The organism is Acinetobacter amyesii (assembly GCF_023499985.1).
GTDB lineage: Bacteria > Pseudomonadota > Gammaproteobacteria > Pseudomonadales > Moraxellaceae > Acinetobacter > Acinetobacter amyesii.
In genome coordinates, this window is record NZ_JAMCOU010000006.1 from 130,931 (window position 1) to 151,060 (window position 20,130).

13 protein-coding genes are annotated in these 20,130 nt (G+C 41.2%); 4 read left to right on the plus strand and 9 right to left on the minus strand.

Translation table 11 applies throughout. From position 1 onward, the window contains the following. Nucleotides 1-117 precede the first annotated feature (117 nt). The 4 genes from M5F03_RS00685 to pgaB (M5F03_RS00700) all read left to right on the plus strand — a co-directional run bounded on the left by M5F03_RS00685 (nucleotide 118) and on the right by pgaB (M5F03_RS00700) (nucleotide 5,214). Nucleotides 118-660: a hypothetical protein gene (locus M5F03_RS00685; RefSeq protein ID WP_111884395.1), complete on the plus strand. Its 543-nt coding sequence runs from the start codon at nucleotides 118-120 to the stop codon at nucleotides 658-660. 464 nt (nucleotides 661-1,124) lie between these two features. After that, the gene (locus tag M5F03_RS00690) at nucleotides 1,125-1,763 is read left to right on the plus strand and encodes a YqiJ family protein (RefSeq protein ID WP_180024121.1); all 639 of its coding nucleotides are present in this window, start codon (nucleotides 1,125-1,127) and stop codon (nucleotides 1,761-1,763) included. A gap of 176 nt (nucleotides 1,764-1,939) precedes the next feature. After that, on the plus strand, nucleotides 1,940-3,652 hold the full coding sequence (locus M5F03_RS00695; RefSeq protein ID WP_249705900.1) for a flotillin family protein: 1,713 nt from the start codon (nucleotides 1,940-1,942) through the stop codon (nucleotides 3,650-3,652). Between the two features lie 305 nt (nucleotides 3,653-3,957). Then, nucleotides 3,958-5,214 (plus strand): poly-beta-1,6-N-acetyl-D-glucosamine N-deacetylase PgaB, encoded by a 1,257-nt coding sequence (gene pgaB, locus M5F03_RS00700; protein ID WP_249705903.1) that lies wholly within the window; start codon nucleotides 3,958-3,960, stop codon nucleotides 5,212-5,214. Nucleotides 5,215-5,269: 55 nt separating this feature from the next. On the opposite strand, the gene pgaD is transcribed toward pgaB (M5F03_RS00700), so the two are convergent. From pgaD to M5F03_RS00745, 9 genes are all read right to left on the minus strand, one after another. Next, nucleotides 5,270-5,782: a poly-beta-1,6-N-acetyl-D-glucosamine biosynthesis protein PgaD gene (gene pgaD / locus M5F03_RS00705; protein WP_249705906.1), complete on the minus strand. Its 513-nt coding sequence runs from the start codon at nucleotides 5,780-5,782 to the stop codon at nucleotides 5,270-5,272. Then, a complete protein-coding gene (gene pgaC / locus M5F03_RS00710; protein WP_249705908.1) occupies nucleotides 5,769-7,040 on the minus strand; it encodes a poly-beta-1,6-N-acetyl-D-glucosamine synthase in 1,272 nt (423 codons plus the stop codon). The genes pgaD and pgaC overlap by 14 nt, the downstream gene beginning before the upstream one ends. Next, nucleotides 7,040-8,905: a poly-beta-1,6-N-acetyl-D-glucosamine N-deacetylase PgaB gene (gene pgaB / locus M5F03_RS00715; RefSeq protein ID WP_249705910.1), complete on the minus strand. Its 1,866-nt coding sequence runs from the start codon at nucleotides 8,903-8,905 to the stop codon at nucleotides 7,040-7,042. Before pgaB (M5F03_RS00715) ends, pgaC begins: the two co-directional genes overlap by 1 nt. After that, on the minus strand, nucleotides 8,905-11,361 hold the full coding sequence (pgaA, locus tag M5F03_RS00720) for a poly-beta-1,6 N-acetyl-D-glucosamine export porin PgaA (protein ID WP_249705912.1): 2,457 nt from the start codon (nucleotides 11,359-11,361) through the stop codon (nucleotides 8,905-8,907). The genes pgaB (M5F03_RS00715) and pgaA overlap by 1 nt, the downstream gene beginning before the upstream one ends. Nucleotides 11,362-11,593: 232 nt before the next feature. Further along, nucleotides 11,594-12,484 carry a succinate--CoA ligase subunit alpha gene (gene sucD, locus M5F03_RS00725; protein ID WP_180121689.1) on the minus strand — a complete coding sequence of 297 codons (891 nt, stop codon included), beginning with the start codon at nucleotides 12,482-12,484 and terminating at the stop codon, nucleotides 11,594-11,596. A 13-nt stretch (nucleotides 12,485-12,497) separates the two neighbouring features. After that, entirely contained in the window at nucleotides 12,498-13,664 is a 1,167-nt protein-coding gene (sucC, locus tag M5F03_RS00730; RefSeq protein ID WP_180126619.1) for an ADP-forming succinate--CoA ligase subunit beta, read from the minus strand. A gap of 180 nt (nucleotides 13,665-13,844) precedes the next feature. Continuing rightward, nucleotides 13,845-15,275 carry a dihydrolipoyl dehydrogenase gene (gene lpdA / locus M5F03_RS00735; RefSeq protein ID WP_078192989.1) on the minus strand — a complete coding sequence of 477 codons (1,431 nt, stop codon included), beginning with the start codon at nucleotides 15,273-15,275 and terminating at the stop codon, nucleotides 13,845-13,847. Between the two features lie 60 nt (nucleotides 15,276-15,335). Further along, on the minus strand, nucleotides 15,336-16,553 hold the full coding sequence (gene odhB / locus M5F03_RS00740) for a 2-oxoglutarate dehydrogenase complex dihydrolipoyllysine-residue succinyltransferase (RefSeq protein WP_249705914.1): 1,218 nt from the start codon (nucleotides 16,551-16,553) through the stop codon (nucleotides 15,336-15,338). 16 nt (nucleotides 16,554-16,569) lie between these two features. After that, the gene (locus M5F03_RS00745; protein ID WP_180092566.1) at nucleotides 16,570-19,392 is read right to left on the minus strand and encodes a 2-oxoglutarate dehydrogenase E1 component; all 2,823 of its coding nucleotides are present in this window, start codon (nucleotides 19,390-19,392) and stop codon (nucleotides 16,570-16,572) included. Nucleotides 19,393-20,130 lie beyond the last annotated feature (738 nt).

The following is a 20,130-nucleotide window of genomic DNA, read 5'->3' on the forward strand; positions in this document are numbered from 1 at the left end:
CCGTAATTTTACGCAATTTTTTATCAATTAACTAATCGCTAAATCCTCTAAACAATCGGTATTCAAACTCGCTCAAATTACCTAAAGTAGCTATATCACTCTCCAATAGTTATTGATATGCCATATAGTCACTATACGCTTGAAACCTTAAAGTCGCTGATTGAAGCCGCAGGTCTTGCTGGCTATATTTATCAGCATTCTTCACACATGCTCGTGCTCCAAGAAGCCTTGAATGATGACGGCAGCCCACTGAATAACTTTATTCAGCATGAGCTGAGTGCTGACCAAATTGGCCTTCAGTTCGGCCTACGACTTTTGGACAATAAACTCGAATTTTTGATTGGGGTGACTCACAGTAACCAAGATCGCGGCTACGAAATTGGTGCTGGCAATTTAAAGGCCGATCAACGCGCATTTAATCTGCTCTATGCTTTTTATAATTTTCCCAAAGCATTTCACTTAATCCATTTCCCGCTCGCAGCCAATAGCACCCAGTTAGAAGAAGAGATCGAAAAGCAATTGTTTCAACTTGAAAGCATGGGCTTTTTAGACACTGCGATTAAAACCAATCCGATGGGCGAACAAGTGAAGTGGATGAAAACCTTTATTGTTCAAGCGGCTTTAGATATGAAAGTACGCATTCAAACCTCATTGTTATAAAAAGGGTTAAAGCTTACTAAAAAGCGCTCTATTGAACGCCAGTTCAAATCTTCATATGACATCGAAAGTCACGGCAAAGCCCTCAGCACTGCTGTGACGCTTATAAAATTACATTTCCTAACATTGTTTTCTGTGCCGTTTAACAGGCCATTTCTCTCCCTTGAGCACGACCACTTATATATCTGCAATTAGACTGAAAATTTGATTGATCACAATGACTTAAATCTTAAATGGGTAAAGCAGAAATACTATTAACTTTAGATTTAGATCATCCTAACTTAATTGATCAACTATTTTTAAAGAAAAACTTAGTAATAGCTCACATAAAAGCCGACTTTTTGTTAATCCGATCTGTAATTTTTTTACACAATTTCGACAGATAATGTTATTTTATTTACTGAAAAAAATTCAGCCAGAATTATTTTTTTTGATTTTTTATAAGCATAAATATAGAGATAAATATAATGTGGGAATTGTTTACTCACCCGTCTAATATCGTGTTTAGCATCAGTCTCTGCTTAATGTTCTTGTTTGGACTTTTTGAGATTGTGTTAACAATTTTAGGGGGTGGTTCTCAAGGCTTCTTAGATCAATTCCTACCTGAGGATGTTGGTCATAATGCAGAGCTAGGTGTAGATGCCGATGCAGGTATCGTGACACGTGTGCTTGATTGGTTGTATTTAGGTCGTATTCCGCTGTTTGTATGGCTCATCATTTTCTTATGTGTCTATAGTTTATTGGGCTTTGCTATTCAAGCCATCGTTAACCAAATGACCAGTATGATGTTTAGTGCATGGATTATTGCACCAGCCTGTGTTTTTCTGTGCATGCCCTTCGTACGTTTTAGCGCAATGCTCATTGCCCGTATTTTACCGCAAGATGAAACAACCGCCATTTATAGTGATGAATTGATCGGTAGAACGGCCACGATCATTTTGGGTGATGCACGACCACAGTCTCCTGCTCAAGCCAAAGTCAAAGATCAACATGGATTGACCCATTATATTTTGGTTGAACCTGAACAAGATGAAATTTTCAGTCAAGGTCAATCAGTGGTTTTAACCCAAAAAACAAATGTAGGCTTTCAAGCCACCATGCTCTAAATTTTGAATGAATTGATGCTCGATCAGTTCTTCTAACACCATATAAATACATTTAACGCATCATTCCTTCTGTAAATCTCGAAGTCATGATGAGTCAACAAAATACTGATTTTTAAACCAAAATTGTTAGCACTTTAGAGGGTTAACTTGAACTACAACAAAAGAGATAAACGTCCATGTTAGACATTATTCCAAGCGGTATCCTTGTTTCAGTCGGGATAATTTTTGCCGCACTTATTTTTATTGGTTTTATTATTGCTCGACTTTATCGTCGCTCAAGTAAAGAAATTTCATTTGTGCGTACAGGCTTCGGCGGTGAAAAAGTGATTTTAGGTGGCGGTGCTATTGTGCTTCCTGTGCTGCATGAAATTATTCCAGTCAATATGAACACCCTACGTCTTGAAGTACGCCGTGCAGATGACCAAGCGCTGATTACACGTGACCGTATGCGTGTCGATGTGATGGCGGAGTTCTATGTCCGTGTGAAACCAACCGCAGATTCGATTGCTACCGCAGCACAAACGTTAGGTCAAAAGACCATGTCGCCAAATGAGTTAAAGAATTTGGTCGAAGGAAAATTCGTTGACTCTCTACGTGCAGTTGCCGCAGAAATGGCGATGGAAGAGTTGCATGAAAAACGCGTCGACTTCGTACAAAAAGTTCAGCAAGTGGTTTCTGAAGATTTACATAAAAACGGTTTGGAACTTGAAACTGTTTCATTAACTGGCTTAGACCAAACAGGCTTTAAATACTTTAACCCACAAAATGCGTTCGATGCTGAAGGTTTAACTAAACTGACAGAAACCATTGAAGACCGTCGTCGTAAACGTAATGCGATTGAACAAGATGCAGATCTTGCAATTAAGACCAAGAACTTAGAAGCAGAACAAGCACGTCTACAAATTTTGCGTGAAGAAGAATATGCAAAACTGCAACAAGAACGTGAAATTTCAATCCGTCGTGCAGAACAGCTTGCAGAAATTGCATCACAAGAAGCTGCTAAAAAACGTGAAGCCGAAGAAGCGCGTATTGCTGCTGAACGTGAAGTTGACTTAAAGCGTATTACTGCTGCACGTGACGTTGAAAATCAAAATATTCAAAAGTCACAAATTATTCAGCAAGCCCAAGTGGAACAAATGAAAACCATTGAACTCGCTGAGCAAGACCGTGCAATTGCCATTGCTGAAAAATCTCGTGCTGAATCTGAAGCTAAGGCACATGCCGATCAAGCCCGTGCTCAAGCGGTAAAAGCCGAAGAAGAAGTGATTACCGTTCGTCAAATCCAACAAGCTGAACGTCAAAAAGCTGTTGAATTGGTCTCTGCGAAAGAAAAAGCGGAGAAAGATGCGATTGCCATTACTGTCGCGGCTGAAGCGGGTAAACAAGCAGCCGCAGATGATGCAGAAGCGATTCGTATTGCAGCTGAAGCCGAAGCTGAAAAAGTTCGCTTAAAAGCCAAAGGTGAAGCTGACGCAAAAGTTCTGTTGGCTCAAGCGATGGAAAAACAATACCAAGTTGATGCTGAAGGTACACGTGCAGTGAACGAAGCAAACAACGTATTGTCATCTGAACAGGTTGAAATGCAAATTCGTTTAGCGATGCTAAAATACTTACCAGAAATCATTCGCGAAAGTGTTAAACCAATGGAAAACATTGATGACATTAAGATTTTGCAAGTAAATGGTCTAAATGGTGGTCATGCAGGTTCTTGCCAAGGTGATGCTCACCACGAAGGTAGTGGTAATGTTGCCTTGTCAGACCAAGTGGTGAATAGCGCCCTACGCTACCGCAGCCAGGCCCCACTGATTGATAGCTTGATGAGTGAGCTTGGTATCCAAGGTGGCGATATTAACGGTTTAACTCAGAGCTTAAATAAAAAAGCCGGTTAACTCGTTATACACGCTAAGAAAAACCGCAGCTTAGTCCTGCGGTTTTTTTATTGAGATCATCGACAAGGAAGACTCATAAAGCTAAAAAAATAAGTTCAGTACCAAATCATGACTGTAAAATGACTAAATACTGGATCACAACAAAGTGCAAACCAAATCACACCTTTAAGAATAACCCTTTCCCTGCAATCTTGCTACAATCTTCAAATTCATCATATTCTGCTTAGCTGTACTTGCTAAAACGTGCAGCAAAATATGCGATGAAAACATTTACGAATGATAATACGCTCAGTGCAAGTATAAATATGACTTCTTCCTTAATTGCCGTTACTTCCCTACGCCCCTTTAAAAAATTAATAGGTCTAATGACCTGCTTCGGTTTGGTCTTTTCAGGCTGTAGCATTGCTGAAACGGTACGTATTACCCACCACCCTATACAAGATTGGGTCAAGCAATATGCATCAGCCAATTCTATACATCAAACTTCGACCAACAATACACAAAAGCCAAGTACTCCTGAACGTATGCGCATCATGCATATCGACTTAGATTATGTATATGATGCCAATCAGGCTCAACAAGAACAAAATATCCGCGCTTTGATCGAACGTATCCGTCACATTGAAGCCAATACGATTTTTCTACAAGCTTTTGCAGACCCTGATGCCAATGGTTCGGCTGATGCGGTGTATTTTAAAAATCGCTATATCCCAATGCGCTCAGATTTATTTCAACGTGTTTTGCACGAAATACGACATCAGACTCAAGTAAAAACTGTATATGCATGGCTGCCTTTAATTGCGTGGGAGTTCCCAAAACAATACCCGCTGCAATATGTAAAAAGCCAAAGTGAAAAGAAAGGTTATATTCGAATATCGCCCTTTGACCCAAGAAACCAACAATACACAGCAGAAATTTTTTTAGATTTTATTCAGCAGAATAAAGTAGATGGCATTCTTTATCATGATGATATCACTCTCAATGATTTTGAGGATAATAGTGCCGCAGCACTTCAGACATACAAAACGTGGGGCTTCGATCGACAATTGATTGGACAGCCAAAGCATGCGCAGCAGCTTGAATTTTCACGCTACAAAACGGCTTATCTAGACCAATTTGCTGAAGGCATCAGTCAGATTTTAAAACAGCAGCAACCCGACTTACATTTTGCTCGAAATATGTATGCTGAAGCTGTGCTGAACCCGAACAGTGAAAAATGGTTTAGCCAGTCTAATGCCAGTACATATCAACATTATGATTACAACGCCATCATGGCCATGCCCTATATGGAAAAAGCAGATGATCATCGTCAGTTTTATTTAAACTTGATCGAACGTGCAAAAAAATATGACCCTAATTTAAGCCGTACTATTTTTGAACTTCAAGTGACCGATTGGAATCATCAAAAACCCATTTCTAATCAGGAGCTCACAGACACCATCCGTTTACTAGAACAACATGGTGTGCAACATATTGGGTATTATCCAGATGATTTCGTGCAAAATCATCCAGATGCACAGCAAATAAAAAAGGCATTTGCACCTGCCCTAGCTACGGACTGATACCAATGCCTACATCATCAGATCTAAAACCTTAGATCTAATGAAGAACGCCTGATTAGCTGTTGATTTTATAGTGTTCTAATTGACCTTCATCCGTATAGTGTAAGGTGATATTTTTCGATTTTCGCATTGTCGCTATATCACTGGATTTTACGTGAAAGCTTTTCGCCAAATCTTCATCTTGAGCATTCTCAGGCGCCTTTCGTCGGTCTTCACCGTGAAAACGCAGCCAGTTATAACTTGCCCAAACAAATAGACAGCAAATAAAGATTCCGATTGAGAAAATCAATTTCATGATCGTTAGACTGGTCATCGGTTGGGACTGATCCATAACCTGTGAATACACCACCGTGCCTTCAAACCACCAAAACACAAGGGTTAATAGCGGTAAAAACAACCACATCCAAAGCATCCACCCGACTGCCATCAGACCATAGCCTGCTGACTTGCGTTTGACGTATTCAGGTTTATCAATATATTCAGGTAATTCAAGCAATGATTCATCTTGAATAATTTTAAAATCTGAATCTGCAACCGGCTTCTGATTTTGTAAATTAACTTGGTTCATTGTTTTCCTCCCCTCTAAATCCACGGTCTGGACTGACCCAACGCGCACGCTTTTGGGTTTTAAAAATAGTCTTTGGCAAAGCAACGACCGTTGTCAGCATGGCTAAGATCCAGAAAAATAAGGGATACCAAATCACCCAAAAATAATTTCGCAGTAAGCGTTTTTTGTCGTAAGCGCGATCGATCCATAAACTCACGAGGAACTGGAATAAACAGGTCACGCCTAAAATCACTCCATACCATTGAGGTAAAAGTGATTGAATCGCCCACTCACCCGGTAATGAGAAAAATAGACCATAAAAATACAAGACAAAAATACTGAACATGACATATGCCCAGATCACGCTAATGATAGATTCGAATGCAATCGGCCACATCCGACGTAAACGCCATTTAAATATTTTAGGTAAATAGGCAAATAACACTTCGATGCCGCCTTGAGCCCAACGTAAACGTTGTTTCCATAGTCCGTTGAAGGTTTCAGGCATATAGATATAGCAAAGGGCTTGCGGGACATAGTGCAAATCCCAATGATCGAACTGCAAACGCCATGACACATCAATATCTTCTGTGATCATGTCATCACGCCAATAACCGATGCGGTCGAGTGCCGTTTTTCTGAAACCTGCAATTGCACCCGACACTGTAAAAATACGACCATAGGTTCTTTGCGATCGCTTGATTAAGCCAATAATCGAAGAAAATTCACCGACCTGAATTTTACCCAAAATGCTTGAACGGTTCACAATACGTGGATTACCTGTTACAGCGCCCACGCGTGGGAAACTGGTCAGATGATGCATCATCCAAAGTGCCGAATGCGGATGCAGCAATGCGTCACCATCAATACAAATCAAGTATTCAAATTGGCTGACCATCGCGCCTGCACGTAATGCATACGCTTTACCCTGATTCTCAGCCAAATGCACCACACGCAATTTAGGATATTCGAGTGCCAATTGGTCTAAAATTTCAGCGGTTCGATCTTTGCTTCCATCATTCACCGCTATCACTTCAAAATTTGGATATTGGCTCTGCATCGCATATCGAATCGTGTCTCGTACCTGTGCTTCTTCGTTAAAGCAAGGAACAATGATGCTACAACCATGTTCGGTTGGCACGGGAAGTTCAGGTTGTTTCCATTCACGCTTTAAGTAGAACCACACGCCTCCAGCAATCCAAATCCACGCCATAAACAAGGGATATAGGAAAGCAAAGGCAAAAAACAGATCGTTAAAACTCAGTTCCCATTCTTGCATTACTGACCTCCTTGTATATACGGATCACGGTAAGTCAGTGGACTGCCATTCAAGCTGATGCTTTGATATAGGTGATGTTGAACGCGTTCGCCATCCTGAAGCTGATAATTATTCAGTCCGATTTTTTGAACCGATGCTGCGCGTAAAGCCTGATAGTTTTGCTGATACTGTGTCCAATCTTTCTCGCTCATATTTGGATTGATATCTAAACTGACAATCAAGCGTTGCTTTTGCTCTGTATTCAAAGTCTTCAATGCGGACATAAAGGCTTTAAAACTTTGCGGATGCTGACCTGGGTTAATACTTAAATACAGAAAGTCCGATGCTGTTAAGGCACGAGTCACCAAAGGTTTTAATCCAGAAAATTGATGTCCAGTTAAATTCACTTTAAGTGCAGTTTGGTTATCATTACTAATATTGGAATAAAAATGCGCTTGCGCCTTACTACGCTCTTTAATTGCAATAATTTTTTGCACTTGCTCAGTACATGCTGTTGACCACTGAGCTGAATGAATTGCACATTCCAAGCTGTTACCGGTGTTAATAATTAAACCTTCTAACGAACTATTGTTTTTCAATAGATCTGCCGTTAGGTCTGCTAGATTAATCCCCTGCTGTAGCTCCAAACTGATTGGAAGCTGTGCATAGACTCGATTACCAATTCGTGTACGGGCTTGCCACACAGTGCGATTCAGTAAATCTTGTTGCATCGGCAGTTTTGAATTTGGGAAAAATAAGGCATCAATTTTACCGTCACCATCATGATCAACTGCGGCATTTAAAAGCAATGTATTGGTTTTTAACGCATTGACCTGGTCTAATAATCTCCCTAATTTCTGATCTGATTGCTCAGCCGTTGGTGCTTGTAATTCAGCCAAATTAAAATTCAGGAATGTTTTACGTTGTTTATAAGGCGCACGAGCTTCAACAATAAAGTCTTCCATATTTTGGTGGATAAACTCTGGCGTTGGGTTATCCATAATCAAGGCACGCTGATAGGTATGCACCGAATCTGCCTGACTGACCACATTACCTAAGCTAAACGACATGGGCAGTCCCGCTTTACGTGCATATCCCTCAATTTCTGGTGTAACTGCGCCGTATGGCCAGAAGATCGCCATACTATGAATACCCAGTTGACGATCAAGTTCTTGTTTAGATTTCTTCAAATCTTGCACAATACGCTGCTCGAACTCTGCATCAGTTTCATAGCGGTTTTGAGCTGGAAAATACTGACGCGTAATCGCAGCAGGTTCCATATTTTTTTGTGGGTTTGCCAAAATACCATGATGCAGATCATCCGAATGCGATACAAATTCGGCATATCCCGACTTTTGCATTTCCCGCATTTGATCCCAATTCATCAAATTACCCACGCCATAAGCTTCATAAGCATCTTTGGTATTACCATTAATCCAACTGGTTGGAATAGCAAAAACTGCAGGAAATTGATATTGCTTTAACAATGGAAAGACTTTGCTATAACTACTTAGCGCACCATCATCAAAGGTTAATAACAGCGCCTTTTCAGGTAACTTTTTCTTTTGTAAGCGAGCCTGCATGACATCTTCTAAACGAATGGGCTGCCAACCTTCTCGTTTAATCCACGCAAAATATTGCCCAAGATTTTGCGTACTAATCGCATAGACATCTCGGTCACCACGTTTGGCAACATCATCTCGAACATCATGAAAGGTCAGCGTTACAAATTGGTTATGTGCGGTACTTTCTTCAAGTTCAGGCATCGCCAAATTTGCAGTTTTTGGCACATTATTGTCAGCAAAAAGATATGTCGTACTGATGGGCAAAGTCACAGCTAGAACTAAGCTTTGCTTCAACATGCGGTGTATTAATGTATTTTTCATTAGAAGCGCCCCTCAAATCCAACAACTGCATAGCTACGATCTTCATCTTTTCCGTCATACGGATGTGAACCCCAACCTATGCCGTAGTTCAATTTCCACGTGCGCGAGAGCTGCCAATCATGTTGATAATACACATTATAAATTGGACGACTTGAGTAGCCTTTTTGTCCGAATGTACCGATAGTTGCTGCAAAGTGCTGGTTAAAATGACGTTCATAATCACGCCATGTCATCCAATCATGTTCCAATGTCACTTCAGCGCTATAGCTATGTTCAGGGTTAAAATAAGGCACATCAACCGAATCATTTTTTCCGTAATAACCACGCAGTGTTGCCGCAGAAATATGATGCGGGGATTGTTGGAATTGTTGTTTAAAGTATCCAGAGAGTTCTTGGCGTAGATTTCCATCATCAATATCGGTCAATTGAAAACTTGCGCCTGCCTTGCGTGATTCATTTTGCTGCCAGTTCAATGCAAAACGATAAGCCTGCCCTTCATGATCCTGTGCCAAAGATTGCAATGGAATATCCGCTTGGCTGTCATAACCCAGTGCATAGTTCCAATGATCATTTAACCAATGTGACCAATCCAATTGCACACCAAAACGGTCGCCATCGGTGCTTTGAGAGAATAATGCAGATGCAGCTTTACGATCCGAAGCCCACTCTAAACCCATGCCAATCCGCTGGTCTTTTAATTTGCCAGACTCATACTTCGACCAACGATTGCTATGGTCTGCAAAGAGTCGATAATTATCGTAAAACCATGGGCTATTGATACGCGTCCAGTTTTCCTGTTCACGTGAACCTTTCAGGCGATTTTGTACACGAGGATCATCAGACTCACTTTTCGCAAAGGTACTTTGATGTTGAATTGACGCACGATTCCGATCATCCAATTCTTTTTTACTTTGTTTTACGCCCGTATCATCACTGACATGGCTGACCATATATTGATTGAGTTCACGCCAAGCTTGAATTTGACTTAAAGCTTGGAAATTCTGCATGCGGTTAATTTGCGTTCCCTGTGAAATGGGCTCCAAGCTATTCTGCTGTGCCAAAGTGTGCTGGGATTGCTCTGGTTTTTCACGCCAACGTTGAATTAATGCCAAATTATTTTGATACCCGATATTGCCTGGAGCCTTTGCGGTTAAGTCATTAAAGTAACGTTCCGCTTTTTCATGCTCGTTGCGATAAGCATAGTTCAATCCCTTCAACGCAATAAATTCAGTACGATCATCGTGTGGCGCCTTATCCACCCCTTTCGCATTACTATAAACAAAGGTCGGCAACTGTTTGTCCATGGTGTCGATTAACTGATCGGCTTGTTTAAATTTTTCTTGTTCGATCAAGCTATAGTACAAACCAGCATAGACGTTATAGTCCGCATAATTTTTTTCAGCAAATAAACTCTGATATAAAGGCTCAGCTTTTTCAGGTTGACGTAATTTTAAATAACTGTCTGCCAAAGCATGTCGTACATAAGCAGGCATTTCTTTAGCTGTTTGACCTGTTTTATTTACTTGTGCCAGTGCCTGCTTTGAAGCATTACGTGCATTTAAGGCATAGATATATTCATAGTAAAATTTACGTTTACTGGCTTCATCTGTAGGAAGTTTGTCTTCATAAGCTCTCATTTCAGCCAGAACACGATCTAGTGGTTCAAATGCCGTTGCTCCACGCTTCATACCAAACGCATTTTTTGAAGCTTGAATGCCTTGTTGAATACGCTGCGAGAACTCATTCATCTTGAGCAAATGTTGCAACACTGGCTTAGAACTATTGAGTCCATTGGCCTGAATGTAGCTTTGTGCAGTGGCAAAATCGCTATTTTGCAATAGAGCCAATATATACTGTTCTTGGGTATCAGTATTTGGCTGTTTTTCTAGCGCATATTTCGCTGCATTGAGAGATTCAGCAGGCATATCCAATAATCGATAGGCATAGACCAATTGCGAAAGATAATCTGCACCAAGCGACTGTAAGTTGAGATTTGCCAGTTTTTGTTTTGCTTGATCTTTTTGACCTGATTCTGCCAGCAACACACCCTGCCAAATCAACCACTGTTCCGATTGATCCTGCTGATAAAATTTTTGTGCCCACTGTAAGGCTTGATCATATTGTTTAAGATCACGTAAAGCTTTGATGACACTGACTTTGCCATAATCTGGAAACGTATCTGGATTAATCTGCGCCAAGTAAGTCACATCTCTAGAGCTAAAGGTTGCATTTGCATAACGCAGGAGCGTGTAATCTGCAATGAGCTTCTGATTTTCAGGATGTTGCGCTAATAAAACTTGTAATTGGTTAAATCCCTGATCCAATTTACCGACACGGATATCCGCAACACTTTGTTCTCTTTGCTGATCAATATTATCAACTGCAAATACAACCGTAGGAAGGCTCGAAAAAATCGACAAGAAACATAGACGAGATAAATAAGATTTATAAATCATGATTATTCACGTTAGAAGAGTAATTATTCATCAAATTAAATTAATGTGATGTATTTCACATTATATCATATTTTGACCGATTAAATTTGGTTAATTATTCATACTAAAGTGTCAATAATGAATGAGAATATGCTGATTTTATAAATTTTCTTTACTATTCAACCACTATTATTAAATAAAAATAAAAAAACCCCTCATTTGAGGGGTTTTTATTAACAGAAACTTACCGTACTTAAGCAAGACCTTTAGACTTTAAAACTTCGTACATAGTCGAGCCTAATTCAGCAGGACTACGGGTATAGGCCATACCGGCTTTTTCAAAGGCAGCGAATTTCTCTTCTGCTGTGCCTTTACCACCCGAAATGATTGCGCCTGCATGTCCCATACGTTTACCTTTTGGTGCAGTCACACCCGCGATATAACCGACAACAGGCTTAGTTACATTCGACTGGATATATTCAGCCGCTTCTTCTTCTGCTGTACCACCAATCTCACCAATCATGATGATCGCTTCAGTTTGCGGGTCGTCTTGGAACAGCTTTAAGCAATCAATTTGGTTCATGCCCGGAATTGGATCTCCCCCAATACCGATACACGTCGACTGACCTAGACCCAGCTTCGTCGTTTGCGCTACAGCTTCATAGGTCAGAGTCCCTGAACGCGAGATAATGCCGATTTTACCCGGCTGATGAATATGCCCCGGCATAATACCGATCTTACATTCACCCGGAGTAATAATCCCTGGACAGTTCGGACCAATTAGACGTGCATTGTTACCATAGGTTTCTAGGTAACGTTTCGCTTTTAGCATATCAAGTGTCGGCACACCTTCCGTAATCACAACGATCAGCTCAACACCTGAATCAATAGATTCAATAATTGAATCTAGGACAAATGGTGCAGGTACATAAATCGAGGTTGCCGTTGCACCCGTTTCACGCACCGCTTCTTTCATGGTATTAAATACGGGTAGATTCAAATGTTGTGTGCCGCCTTTACCCGGAGTCACCCCACCGACCACTTTTGTGCCGTAAGCAATTGACTGTTCAGAATGGAATGTGCCGTTTTTACCGGTAAAACCTTGTACCAATACTTTGGTGTCTTTATTAACTAATACGCTCATGATCTCTACTCCCTTAGCCTTTTACCGCAGCAACAATTTTTTCTGCAGCATCAGCCAAGCCATTTGCAGAAATCAATTTCAAACCTGATTCATCAAGTAATTTTGCACCCAACTCTGCATTGTTCCCTTCTAAACGAACAACCACAGGTACAGCCACATTTACTTCTTGAACCGCTGCAATAATTGCTTCAGCAATCATGTCACAACGTACAATTCCGCCAAAAATATTAATTAATACACCCTGCACAGAACTATCCGCCAAAATGATTTTAAAGGCTTCAATTACGCGTTCTTTGGTCGCGCCACCGCCTACATCTAGGAAGTTTGCAGGTTGACCACCATAGAGTTTAATAATGTCCATGGTTGCCATCGCTAGGCCAGCACCATTGACCATACAGCCAATATTGCCTTCTAAAGCAACATAGTTCAGATCAAACTCAGAGGCTTTCAGCTCACGCTCATTTTCTTGCGTTTTATCGCGTAGTGCTGCGATTTCAGGTAGACGGTATAAGGCATTCGAGTCGATACCAATTTTTGCATCCACACATAAAATCTCGCCATTTTCACGTACGGATAACGGGTTAATTTCAAATAAAGCAAAATCATTTTCAATGAATGCTTGATAAGCCGCAGACATGATTTTGACAAATTGATTCACTTGACCATCTTTTAGGTTTAAAGCAAACGCCACTTCACGTGCTTGGAATGGTAACAATCCAACTAGAGGATCTACTTCAACTTTAATAATTTTTTCAGGCGTTTCTTCTGCAACTTTCTCAATTTCAACACCGCCTTCAGTCGATGCCATAAAGGTCACACGACGGCTAGAACGGTCAACTACAGCACCTAGGTACAATTCACGCTCTACTGGATAAACATCTTCAGATACCAAAATACCACTGACGGGTTGACCTAATGCATCTGTTTGATAAGTAACTAAGCGTGAGCCGACCATTTGGTTCACATAATCAGTGGCTTCTTGTGCAGATTTTACGACTTTAACGCCGCCTGCTTTACCACGACCACCTGCATGCACTTGGGCTTTGAGTACCGCAAACTTACCACCCAGTTGCTCAAAAGCTTTGACTGCTTCTTCTGCGGTAGTTACAAATACGCCTTCTTGGACTGGCATACCATATTTTTTTAATAACGCTTTAGCTTGATATTCGTGTAGATTCATTGAACAACCTTTTACTCTTTTTTCGCTTTGTTATGACCCATTAAAGCCCAGACATCCGTCAAAGCAGCTTTAACCTTTTTAAATCTTAAAATATTTCTTATCTTTATTTTTAGATGATTATTCAAATTAAAACAACCATCTGAAACAAAAAAGAGCGGCCTAAGCCGCTCTTTTTACATCTTATTTACGTTTACGCTGAATCGCGTGAATTGCACGCCCATCGACTGCAAGTGCAGCTTCGTGAACGACTTCAGAGAATGTCGGGTGACCGAAAGTCATTAACTGTAGGTCTTCAACACTTGATACGAACTCAAGTGCGATCATGCCTTGGTGTACGATGTCAGACGCAGCAGGTCCAATCACGTGCATACCGAGTAGACGATCTGTCTTCGCATCAGCAACAAACTTAACAAAGCCTGCGTTTTCACCAGCAGCCATTGCACGACCATTTGCAGCGAAACCAAATTGACCTGTTTTCACTTCGTGGCCTTTTTCTTTCGCTTGCTCTTCTGTTAAACCAACCCACGCCGCTTCTGGGTGTGTGTAAATTACAGAGATGATAGTGTCATAGTTCACTTGAGCTGCATGACCGTGGATACGCTCAACAGCCATTACGCCTTCTTCCATTGCTTTATGTGCAAGCATTGGACCACGTACCAAGTCACCAATTGCGTATACACCTTCAACTGAAGTTGCACACCAATCGTTTACTTCAACTAGACCGCGCTCAGTGAGTTTAATGCCTGAATCTTCAGCCAATAAACCTTCTGCATATGCTTTACGGCCCACACAAACGATCAATTTATCGAAAGTTTGAGTTTTGTCTTCGCCGCCTTGAGTGTACTTAACAGTAACTTCACGGCCATTGACTTCTGTACCAGCAACTTTAGCGCCAACACGGATATCAAGACCTTGTTTAGTCAATACTTTTTGGTAATCTTTTGCCAAAGCTTTATCAGCCATTGGTAAGAATGCATCCATTGCTTCAAATACAACAACTTCAGCACCTAGACGACGCCATACTGAACCAAGTTCAAGACCAATGACACCCGCGCCGATTACGCCAAGACGTTTAGGCACTTCTGGGAACTCAAGCGCGCCAGTAGAGTCAACAATAATGTCTTGATCTACAGGAGCAACTGGAATATTGACTGGCACAGAACCCGATGCAAGGATTACATATTTAGGTTCTAAAATTTGAGTTTCACCTTCGTGAGATACAAACTCAACTTTCTTACCTGCAAGTAATTTACCTGTACCTTTTAACCATTCGATACCATTGCCTTTAAGTAGGCCATCAATACCCATCGTCAATTGGTTAACAATTTTGTCTTTACGATCAAGTAATTTTGCAAGATCAAATTTCACCTCACCAGTCGTAATACCGTGGTCATCTAAGTGATGAACAGTATCTTCATAGCGGTGAGATGAATCAAGTAATGCTTTAGATGGGATACAACCCACGTTTAAGCAAGTACCACCTAAAGATGGTTTACCTTTATGAATACGTTTTTCAATACAAGCTACTTTAAAGCCTAATTGAGCAGCGCGGATAGCAGCTTCATAACCACCAGGACCGCCACCAATAACAACTAAATCAAATTGAGACATGTGTATCTCCAAAAATGGGCTTAGAGGATCGCTCTAAGCCCATTGCATTATTCTGAAGTATTAAAGATCAAGGATTAGCTTAGCTGGTTCTTCTAACAATTCTTTGATTGTTACAAGGAAGCCTACTGCTTCTTTACCATCGATTAGACGGTGGTCATAAGAAAGCGCTAAGTACATCATTGGCAAGATTTCAACTTGACCATTTACAGCCATAGGACGTTCTTGGATTTTATGCATACCCAAAATCGCAGTTTGTGGCGTATTTAAGATAGGTGTAGAAAGCAAAGACCCGAAAGTACCACCATTAGTAATAGTGAATGTACCGCCAGTCATATCTTCAATACCCAATTTACCATCACGCGCTTTACCAGCGTATGCACGGATACCATTTTCAACTTCAGCATAGTTCATGCGGTCAGTATCACGAAGAACTGGAACTACTAGACCACGGTCGCTTGATACAGCAACACCGATGTCGTAGAAACCGTGGTAAACGATGTCATTGCCATCAATCGAAGCGTTTACAGCTGGGTAGCGTTTAAGTGCTTCAGTTGCCGCTTTAACGAAGAATGACATGAAGCCAAGACGTGCACCATGACGCTTTTCAAAAGCATCTTTGTATTGCGCACGCATTTCCATGATTGGTTTCATGTTTACTTCGTTGAACGTAGTCAACATTGCAGTTTCTTGAGTTGCAGCAAGTAGACGTTCAGCAACACGCTTACGAAGACGAGTCATAGGAACACGTTTTTCGATACGTTCACCAACAGCAACGCTTAATGGCGCAGCAGCAGGAGCAGCTGGTTTAGCTTGATGGTTTGCAACATCTTCTTTAGTGATGCGACCGCCACGGCCAGTGCCAGCAACGTCAGCAGCAGCAATGCCAGACTCAGTCAATGCTTTACGCACTGCAGGAGCTTGATCAGCAACAGGTTGAGCACGTTCAACAACAGGAGCAGCGCCCGCTTGAGTTTGCGCAGAAGCTTGTTCTACTTTCTCTTCTGATTGAACAGCTTGAGTTTGAGCAGCGCCAGAAGCAGCACCTTCTTCAAAAGTCGCAATCACCTCAGCAGAAAGAACTGTATCGCCTTCGTTTTTAACGATTGCAGAAATCGTACCGTCAGCAGGAGCTACAACTTCTAAAACAACTTTATCTGTTTCAATATCACAAATCACTTCGTCACGTGATACTGCTTCACCTGGTTGTTTGTGCCAAGTTGCAACTGTACCGTCAGCAACTGACTCTGGGAATACCGGTGCTTTAATTTCGGTTGCCATTATTAAGAATCTCCTGTTATTCAGCTACGATAGCTAAAGCATCATTTACGAGCTGAGCTTGTTGTTTTGCGTGCAAATATGGTGAACCACAAGCCGGTGCAGCAGAAGCTTCACGACCTGCATAACTAATACGAACTTGTTTGCCCGCTTTCATCACGTCGTCATAAAGACGCGGAGCGATGAATAACCATGCACCTTGGTTCTTCGGTTCTTCTTGAGCCCAAACCAATTCTTTAATGTTTGGATATTGTGCCAGAACTTCAGCAAGACGTGCTTCTGGATACGGATACAATTGTTCAATACGAACGATTGCTGTGTTGTTCAATTCTTTTTCACGACGTTTTTCAAGTAAGTCGTAGTAAACCTTACCACCACAAAGCACTAGACGAGTTACGTCTGACTTGTTGATATTGTCAATTTCATCGATCACAGTTTGGAATGAACCATTTGCAAGTTCTTCTAAAGTAGACGTTGCAAGTTTGTGACGAAGAAGAGACTTCGGTGAAGTCACGATCATTGGTTTACGGATTGGACGAAGTGCTTGACGACGCATCGCATGGTAAATCTGCGCTGGTGTAGTCGGTGTGATCACTTGCATGTTTTCTTCAGCACATAGCTGTAAGAAACGCTCTAAACGAGCTGATGAATGCTCAGGACCTTGACCTTCAAAGCCGTGTGGAAGAAGCATAGTCAGACCGCATACACGTTCCCACTTAGTTTCGCCAGACGCGATGAACTGATCGATTACAACCTGTGCACAGTTTGCGAAGTCACCAAATTGCGCTTCCCAAATGACAAGGCTCTTCGGAAGAGTCGTTGCATAACCGTATTCGAATGCAAGAACCGCCATTTCTGACAATAATGAGTCATAAATAGCTGTACGTGGTTGGTTTTCTTTCAAGTTACATAATGGAATGTAAGTTGAACCATCTACTTGGTTATGAAGTTTTGCATGACGGTGTGAGAATGTACCACGACCAACGTCTTCACCTGTTAAACGAACAAGGAAACCTTCATCTAGAAGAGACGCGTAAGCTAATGTTTCAGCAGCACCCCAGTTCAATGGCATTTCACCAGTCTGCATTTTCAGACGGTCATCAATCACTTTAGCAACCTGACGTTGCATCACGAAGCCTTCTGGAAGCTCGCGCATTTTCGCACCAAGCTCTTTTAGACGTTCGATTGGGAAAGTGGTATCCCATTTGTCTGTGTATTCGTGGCCTAGGTAAGGTTTCCAGTCCACAAACATTTTTGTATTTGGCTCAAGTACCAACGCATTTGCAACGTGTTTACCTGCTTCAAGGTCAGAACGATACTGTTCAACCATTGCATCAGCAGAAGCGCGATCAATAACACCTTCTTGTACAAGCTTGTCAGCATAAAGCGTACGTGTAGTCGCTTTTTTATTGATGATTTGATACATCATTGGCTGAGTTGCAGCTGGCTCGTCGGCTTCGTTATGACCACGACGACGGTAGCAGAACATATCGATGACTACGTCTTTACGGAATGTATGACGGAAATCGTGTGCCAATTGAGAAACAAATAATACAGATTCAGGATCATCACCGTTCACATGGAAGATCGGTGCTTGGATCATTTTCGCGATGTCAGTACAGTATTCTGTAGAACGCGCATCACGTGGATCAGACGTTGTGAAACCAACTTGGTTGTTTACAACGATATGAACTGTACCACCCACGGTATAACCGCGAGTTTGTGACATTTGGAAGGTTTCTTGGTTTACACCTTGACCTGCAAATGCAGCATCACCGTGAACGATGATTGGTAATACATCATCACCACCGATATCTTTACGACGTACTTGACGTGCGCGTACAGAACCTTCTACTACAGGTCCAACGATTTCTAAGTGTGATGGGTTAAACGCTAATGCCAAATGAACTTCGCCACCCGGAGTCATGACGTTTGAAGAGAAACCTTGGTGGTATTTAACGTCACCAGAGCCTTTTTTATGCAGAGATTTACCTTCAAACTCACCAAATAGATCAGCTGGGTTTTTACCCATGATGTTTACAAGAAGGTTTAAACGGCCACGGTGAGGCATACCGATAACCACTTCTTTACAGCCTACTGAACCTGCGCGTTGAATAAGTTCATTCACCATAGGAATGAAAGATTCACCACCTTCAACACCGAAACGTTTCGCACCAACGAATTTGTTACCAAGATATTTTTCTAGGCCTTCAGCTGCAGTTAGACGTTCAAGGATGTGTTTTTTCTGGTCTGCAGTGTAGCCAAATTGACCACGAGTACCTTCAAGGCGTTGTTGAATCCAACGTTTTTCTTTTGTATCAACAATGTGCATGTATTCAACACCAATCGAAGCAGTATAAGTTGCTTCCATTGCTTGAACCATTTCACCAAGTGTTGCTTCAGACTTACCGATTGCAAGGTTACCTGTATTAAATACAGTATCTAAGTCAGACTGCGTTAGACCGTGCGCAGCAAGATCTAGATCAGGCACGATTTCACGTTTTGCAAGACCAAGTGGATCTAATTTTGCGTTTTGATGACCACGGTTACGGTATGCAGCGATCAACTGTAATACACCGATTTGACGGCGTTCATGCTCAGAACTTACTGCACTTTGCACTACAGGCTGAACACGGCTTGAATTACGGCCTAATAATAGGAATTGCTCACGTACATTGCTGTGTGGTTGATCACCTTTCGGGAATTTATCGAAGTATTCACGCCAATCAGCCTCTACTGAGTCTGGAGCCGTTAGATACTGCTCATAAAGTTCTTCAATATACGCTGCACTGTCAGCGCTAAGTTCAGTGTCAAGACGCAGTGCGTCAGCAACTTCTTGCATTTGTGGACCCATTTCCTATTGCAAAACATTTCAGGATGCTTTTTAAGCGAACCCATGATTAGTAATGTCAAATTGGTAATATGACATTAGTCCCCATTAGGCTTAAGCCTTGAGGCGTTATCACTACATTAGGATTACCCAATGTGATTAATGAACAATAACGCCCTCAGCGGCATCATTACTCATTGAGAAATACCCGACATAAATCGGGCAATTTTTGCAAATCATCTTAGAAAAAATAATTTTTTCGCAATTATCTTTTCTAAAACGACTTTATTAACATTTATATACCTTCTACAGCGCTTAAATTGTAGAAAAAATGTACCTAATTCAAAGTCATTTTTTACATATAGTGATACTCTAAATGCTAACACGTTCGAGCATTTTCAATTGATTTTTTTGACACATACCTCTCATAAATTAGCGAAATACACTGTTCGTATTTTCATCTATGATATGGTGCTACATATAAAATGATCTTTCAATTAAGACAAAAGTCTACGTACGATTTTTACCTCATCTCATATACAAAAACAAAAGAGAGCTGACATTCCTATCCTCTCTCTTTTTACTACGTTACATAATAACATCTTCTAATCCTTTTGACAGACTTGAACGAGCGTTTCATCAATAAATAACCATTTATCTATCACTTTATACTTTTAATTCACTACGTTTCTATGAAATCCATTTATAGCACTCTGCAATGACAGCGAATAACTTTCACCATCATCACTT